Annotated in this window: 5 protein-coding genes; 2 read left to right on the forward strand and 3 right to left on the reverse strand. The window is 66.7% G+C overall.

Features of this window, described 5'->3' with window-relative positions; all coding sequences use genetic code 11:
- On the reverse strand, positions 1-1032 hold a 1032-nt coding region (locus RUH65_RS15025; RefSeq protein WP_313818432.1), incomplete at its 3' end, for a transketolase C-terminal domain-containing protein.
- 2 nt (positions 1033-1034) lie between these two features.
- Entirely contained in the window at positions 1035-1898 is an 864-nt protein-coding gene (locus tag RUH65_RS15030; protein ID WP_313818434.1) for a transketolase, read from the reverse strand.
- A gap of 388 nt (positions 1899-2286) precedes the next feature.
- Here RUH65_RS15030 and RUH65_RS15035 point away from each other — a divergent pair, with 388 nt between their 5' ends.
- Both RUH65_RS15035 and RUH65_RS15040 read left to right on the forward strand, forming a co-directional pair.
- The gene (locus RUH65_RS15035; RefSeq protein WP_313818435.1) at positions 2287-3816 is read left to right on the forward strand and encodes an aldehyde dehydrogenase family protein; all 1530 of its coding nucleotides are present in this window, start codon (positions 2287-2289) and stop codon (positions 3814-3816) included.
- Between the two features lie 156 nt (positions 3817-3972).
- Positions 3973-5460, forward strand: a complete 1488-nt coding sequence (locus RUH65_RS15040) for an SLC13 family permease (protein WP_313818436.1) — start codon at positions 3973-3975, stop codon at positions 5458-5460.
- Positions 5461-5493: 33 nt separating this feature from the next.
- Here the strand turns inward: RUH65_RS15040 and RUH65_RS15045 are convergent.
- Positions 5494-6158: FAD-dependent oxidoreductase (locus tag RUH65_RS15045; protein ID WP_313818437.1), on the reverse strand; the 665-nt coding region annotated here is incomplete at its 5' end.

Raw genomic sequence — 6158 nt, forward strand, 5'->3', positions numbered from 1 at the left:
GTGGGCCGCGTCCACGGTGGCCTGCAGTCCGTATCCGTGCTTGTCCCGGAGCTCCGTGTCCTCACCGAAGCCCGCGAAGACCTGGGGGATGCCGAGCCGCCGGAAACCCTCGAGCCGCAAGCCCCGATCCGCGATGACGTCCGAGACCTGCGAGGCCAGCCCGCCATAGGCCAGGTGGTCCTCGACCACCACGAAGCGGCCGGTCTCCTCGGCGCAGCGCTGGATGAGGTCGGCGTCGATCGGCTTGAGCGTGAACATGTCCACCACGCGAGCGTTGATGCCGTGCTCGGCGGCCAGGACCTCCGCGGCCTCGAGAGCCTGGGACACCGTCTCGCCGTGCGCGAAGAGGGTGAGGTCGGTGCCCTCGCGGGCGGTGATGCCTTTGCCGATCTCCACGGTGACGGAGCCGGGCTCGTAGATCACCTTGTCCTTCTTGCCCACAGCCAGGCGGATGTAGAGCGGCCCCGTCATGGACATGGACTGGCGAAGGACCTCTCCGACCATCAGCGGATCACCGATGGAGGTGACGGTCATGTTCACCAGGGAGGTCATCAGGCCCAGGTCCTCGACGGCGTAGTGGGTGGAGCCGCCGTTGCCGACGAGCCCGCCATGGGTCCCGACGATCTTCACGGGGAGGTTGGGATAGCAGATGTCCGAGCGGACCTGCTCGAGCGCACGCATGCTCAGGAACGGCAGCATGCCGGAGACCACGGGGATGTTGCCCTCGTTCGCCAGGCCGGCCGCGATGCCAACGCAGGCTTGCTCGGACAGTCCCACGTCCACGAACCGGTCCGGGTAGGCATCCCGGAACTCGACGAGCGTGGCCCCGATGTCCGGGGTGAGCACCCAGAGGTTGTCATGGGCCTCGCCGAGTTCCTTCAGCGTCTGACCGATCACGGTCCGGGAGGAGAGCAACTCCCCGAAGGTGAACGAGGTGGTCGGCTCGGGATCGCCGGGGATGCCCGCCGTAGCCGCGGAACTATCTGCAGAACCCGTGTTGGTGGGGACACTACTCGCGGTGTTGGTGGCCATGGTCATGCCGCCTTTCGTCCATCGGCCAGCGCGGCGAGGGCACGCTGGAGGTCCTTGTCATTGAGGGATCCGGCGTGCCAGGCGAGATTGGCCTCCATGAAGTCCACGCCCTTGCCCTTGACCGTGTCGCAGACGATCACCGTGGGGGTGTCCGAGTCCGGGTCCGGCAGGGAGTCGAAGGCTGCCACGAGGGCACCCATGTCATGGCCGTCCACCTCGATCACGTTCCAGCCGAAGGCCCGCCACTTGTCCGGGTACGGCTCGAGCTTCACGCGTTCCTCGGAGAAGCTCGTCATCAGCTGGCGGTTGCGGTCGATGAACGCCACCAGGTTGCCGAGGTTGTTGCTGTGCGCAGCCAAGGCGGCCTCCCAGACCGAGCCCTCGCCGGTCTCGCCATCCCCCATCAGGGTGAAGACACGGTGGCTCATGCCGTTGCGCCGGGCATGCAGGGCCATACCGGTGGCCAGCGGGAGCCCGTGGCCCAGGGACCCGGTGGACACCTCCACACCGGGCAGTTGCACCTTGCACGGATGCATGCCGTAGGCGGAGTCCAGCCGGCCATAGGTGCGCACGATGTCGTCGTAGTCGAAGAAGCCACGGATGGCCATCGTGATGTACATGCAGACCGCCGCGTGGCCCTTGCTGAGGACGAACCGGTCCCGCTCGGGATTGCGCAGGTCGTCTGGATCCACGTGCATTCCGTACTGGAACAACAAGGTCAATATGTCTGCACAGGAAAGGTCGCCGCCGATGTGCACTGAACCGTCATACTCTCCGCAGAGAAGGAGCAATTTCTCCCTCAGCTCATACGAAAGATCTTCCAACTCGGAGACGTTGGTCTTCGGCCTCGTGATGGTTGCCGCCATGTGATCCCCCAAGGAAATCGCGTTGCCCCAGCCACTTCGCTGAGATGTGATCTATGTCTCCTCGAGACCTTACGCGCAGCAAGGGCCACGCGTAAAGGGGTATTTCACGCAGATTTGCTCTAAGTCGGTCACTGGCACTCTGACCTGCGGGTTTGTCAGAACATTCATGGGCAGGAATTCCGGGTCCACGAAATCCACCCTGCAAGGACATCCCATCCTTGACGCGCCGCGCACCCCTTTGATTCACTATCCTTGAAGTGATGTGGCTCACGTGGTCGCACCCGCGCCCCCGAGGCCCACCGTCTCATCGCGGAATCGGTTTTCACCGCTCTTTTTTTAGGCATTCCACTTCAGAACGGCCGCATTCATCATCCCTGAAAGAGGCATAATGACTGACACCACCACTTCCCGCTCGCCGGGAAGCACAGATCCCCAAGACCTTCCCACCACGCCGTTGTACTACGGGGGCCGTGAGCACCAGGGCGAGGCGACACTGACCGTGGTCAATCCGGCCAAGCCCTCCGAGGTGGTGGGTCAGGCGGCCGCCGCCTCACGCGAGCAGGCTCTCGCCGCCGTCGCCTCCGCCCAGGAGGCCTTCCCGGCCTGGGCCGCCCTGTCCGGCACCGAGCGAGGCGAGGCCCTGACCGCGGCCGCGGCCGCCATCATGGAGGGCTCCGAACAGGAGGCCGCCATCCTCTCCTCCGAGAACGGCAAGGTCGTCGGGGAATCGACCTTCGACCTGATGGGCCTGGCCCAGCGCTTCGAGCTGGCGATCGGCCTCGCCGAGGAGGTGGACGCCGTCGAGACCCTTCCAGGGCCGCCCACCGAGGTGCGCATCTCCCACCAGCCCATGGGCGTGGTGACGATCATCGTGCCGTTCAACTGGCCCATCGCCATCCTGGGGGCCTCCCTGCCCTACGCCCTGATGGCCGGGAACACCGTGGTGGTCAAGCCGCCGCCCTCCTGCCCCTTGGCCACCACCCGCGCCGTGCAGCGCGTGGCGGAACGACTGCCCGCCGGCGTGCTCAACGTGGTGACCGGCGAGGACGCGGAGATCGGCGAGGCCCTGGTCTCCAACGAGGGCGTGGCCAAGGTCTGCTTCACCGGCTCCGTCGGCGGCGGCAAGAAGATCATGTCCATGGCCGCGCAGACGCTGACCAACGTCACCCTGGAACTCGGGGGCAATGACGGCGTACTGATCCTCGAGGACGCCGAGTTCACCGAGCAGAACATGGACCTGCTGTTCATGGGCATCTTCGGCACCACCGGCCAGGTCTGCATGAACGCCAAGCGCATCTACGTCCACTCCTCCAAGCGGGACGAGCTCATCGCCGAGCTGACCCGGCGCCTGGACCCCGTCACCCTCGGCCCCGCCACAGACCCGGCCACCACCATGGGCCCCTTCCACCAGAAGGCACAGCTCGAGTTCGTGCAGGCCCTGGTCCAGGAGGCCAAGGACTCCGGCGCGGACGTCCGCGAGTTCGGCGAGCTACCGGGCGGCGAATGGGCTGAGGGACACTTCATGCGCCCCTCACTCGTGCTGGACCCGGACCCGGCCCTGCGCGTGGTCACCGAGGAACAGTTCGGACCGACCATCCCGATCCTCACCTTCGAGGACCTCGAGGACGGCATCCGGATGGTCAATGACACGCAGTACGGCCTGTGCAACTCCGTGTGGACCTCTGACGAGCAGACTGCCATCGAGGTCGGCTCCCGGCTTCAGGCCGGCTATGTCTTCCACAACACCCACGGCCCCGCCCTGCTGGACCAGCGCGCCCCCTTCGGCGGCATCAAGCAGTCCGGCATCGGCCGGGAGATGGGCACGATCGGCCTACGCAACTTCCAGGAGCCGCACGCCCTGGGCCTGCTGAAGGCCCGCCCCTCCTCCGGTGAGGCGGACAGCACGCCCGTCGGCTGAGCCCCGCGCCCTGAGGAGCTCCGTGGCCCGGTCGAGGCCACGGGGCTCCTTTGTGTTGCAGCTCACTCGCTTGTTAGGGTCGGCGGGTTGCAGTAACCCGGGCCATTCGACTCCGCAGGATGAATGACGCCTCCATCCCGTGCGGAAGGCAGCACCATGATCGCCGTTCACACCCTGATCGCCATTTTGGTGATCGTGGTCCTCATCATCGCTCTCAAGGTGGACCCGGTCATCAGCCTGGTCCTCGGTTCCCTGTACTTGGGTATCGCCTCAGGCGTGGGCTTGGCCGGCACCGTCGAGGCCATCACCGTGGGATTCGGTGACATCATGGTCGAAGTCGGGCTACTCATCGGATTCGGAGTGCTCATCGGCGCCCAATTACACGCCAGTGGTGCCTTCAGCAGACTCGTCGTACTGCTCGTGCGGGCCGTCGGGGCACACCGGCTGCCGTACTCGATGGCGGCGCTGCTCTCCGTGGTGATGCCCTCGATCTACGTGGACGTCCAGGTGGTCCTCGCCGCTCCCGTCGCCCGGTCTGCGGCCCCGAAGATCGGCAAGCACGGCCTGCCGTTGATGGCGGGGGCACTCGCCACGGGCATCTTCTCGGGCTACGTGTTCGTCATCCCGGGCCTGTCAGCCATCTCGATCGCGGGGCTCATGGACATCCCGCTGGGCAACTGGCTCCTCTTCGGCCTGGTCCTCGGCCCGGTCACGGCCCTCCTCACCACGCTCGTGATGCGACTCATCCTCAGGACGAACTACTGGAAGCCCGCCACCGACGAAGGCGTGGCGCCGGCCACGGAGCTGGAGGAGGCCAGAACCCGAGAGGTCCATTCCGTCGCCTCCGGCCACGGCACCACGGGTTCAGCCGGCACCCCCGGCTCTGCAGAGACCTCGGCTTCAGCCGGCACCCCCGGCTCTGGAGAGACCTCGGGTTCCGCCGGGACACCCGGCTCTGCCACGACGGCGGTGGCGGCGCGTGATCTACCGCTGGCCGTCCTGTTCCTGCCGATCATCGTGCCGCTCGTCCTCATCGCCTTCGGCGCGTTCGCCAACCTGTTCGAGTTCACCAATCCAGTCATCGAGTTCTTCGGGGACGCCAATATCGCGCTGTTCATCGGGCTGCTCGGCGCCTACCTGATCGCCCGGATCACGCGCGGCACCGAGAGCACCAACAACGCGCTGCAGTCGGGTTTCCACACGACCGGCGAGATCCTCCTCATCACCGGTGTGGGCGGTTCGCTCGGCGCCGTGATCGGGGCGTCCGGACTCGACCAGGTCCTCGGAGGCCTGTTCACTGCGGACGCGAGCATGCCGACGGTTGTCATCATCGTGCTGGCCTGGTTCGTCGCGGCGCTGCTGCACCTGGCCATCGGCTCGGTCTCCGTCGCCGCCATCGCGGCGGCCGGCATCATCGCGCCGGTGCTCGGCGCAGTGGACGTGAATCCCTTGGCCATGGGCCTGGCCATCGCCTCCGGCGCGATGTTCGCGCTCCAGGTGAACAGCAACTTCTTCTGGATGTTCAACTCGCTGCTCGGCCTCACGACCAAGGGATCCCTCAAGACGCTCACGATGTCGACGTCCATCTCCTCGGTCATCTCCCTGCCGATCGTGGTGGTCCTCGCGCTGCTGCTTCCCGCCTAGTTTCGATCGGGCGGCGCACGTGCCGGGCGCCGGCTACACCGCCGCGGGCTGGGTTCGCTCCTTGTAGGCGGCCCGGAGGGAGAACCCCTCGGACAGGGCCTCCTCGCGAGTGATCTGAATCCCCGCGGCGAGGATCTTCCGGGCCGAGAGGTGGTCGCTGGGCATGTTCACGGACTCCACGGCCGCCAGGATGCCGTCGCGGAAGCAGAACACGGAGAACGTGGGGCTGGCAGGATCCGGATCCCCCACCACCACGGTCTCGTCGTCCGCCCGCACGATGTTCGCCATCTGCAACCGGAACGGGCCCTGCGTGGACCAGAACCACGGCAGCTCCGCATACGGGGCGTCGGCGCCGAGGATCACCCCGGCCACGTGCCGGGCGTGATCGGTGGCGTTCTGCACGGACTCGAGCCGGAACGGCCCCCCGGCGTGCACGCAGGGGAACGCGGCGCAGTCCCCGATCGCGTAGATGTTCGGGTCGATGGTGCGCAGGTGGGCATCCACCACGATTCCGTTGGCCGTCTCCAGCCCGGCCTCTGCGGCCAGATGGTCGTTCGGCTGGACCCCGACGCCGGCCACCACCAGGTCTGCCGGGTACCGGTCCCCGGTGGTCGAGACGGCGAAGGCGACCCGGCCGTCGTCGCCGGCCTCGAAGGAGGCGATGCGCTTCGGATCGTGAGTCAGGAATTTCGCCTTCA

The sequence above is a fragment of the Citricoccus sp. genome, assembly GCF_032154715.1.
Taxonomy (GTDB): Bacteria; Actinomycetota; Actinomycetes; order Actinomycetales; family Micrococcaceae; genus Citricoccus.

Bases quoted from the DNA above. Each gene is read 5' to 3' on its own strand.
- RUH65_RS15030 (WP_313818434.1), bottom strand. From the start codon at position 1,898: ATGGCGGCAACCATCACGAGGCCGAAGACCAACGTCTCCGAGTTGGAA.
- RUH65_RS15040 (WP_313818436.1), top strand. From the start codon at position 3,973: ATGATCGCCGTTCACACCCTGATCGCCATTTTGGTGATCGTGGTCCTC.
- RUH65_RS15035 (WP_313818435.1), top strand. From the start codon at position 2,287: ATGACTGACACCACCACTTCCCGCTCGCCGGGAAGCACAGATCCCCAA.